Raw genomic sequence first — 201 nt, 5'->3', positions numbered from 1 at the left:
ACGGACTCATAGCTCAGCTGGATAGAGTACTCGGCTACGAACCGAGCGGTCGCAGGTTCGAATCCTGCTGAGTCCGCCACTTTTGAAGTGGCTTTGTTTGCAAGGCTGCTTCAAATCAACCAGTGGTAATCTGGTCTAAAACTACCAACGACGGACTCATAGCTCAGCTGGATAGAGTACTCGGCTACGAACCGAGCGGTC

Annotated in this window: 1 tRNA gene; it reads left to right on the top strand. The window is 52.2% G+C overall.

Annotated elements, in window-relative coordinates:
• Positions 1-2 precede the first annotated feature (2 nt).
• Positions 3-79, top strand: a tRNA-Arg gene (locus IAE33_RS24475).
• Positions 80-201: the final 122 nt, after the last annotated feature.

This window comes from Pseudomonas sp. S60 (assembly GCF_016647865.1).
Lineage (GTDB): Bacteria > Pseudomonadota > Gammaproteobacteria > Pseudomonadales > Pseudomonadaceae > Aquipseudomonas > Aquipseudomonas parafulva.
The sequence above is the reverse complement of the archived record's forward strand: the minus strand, read 5'-3'. Positions and strand labels throughout refer to the sequence as shown.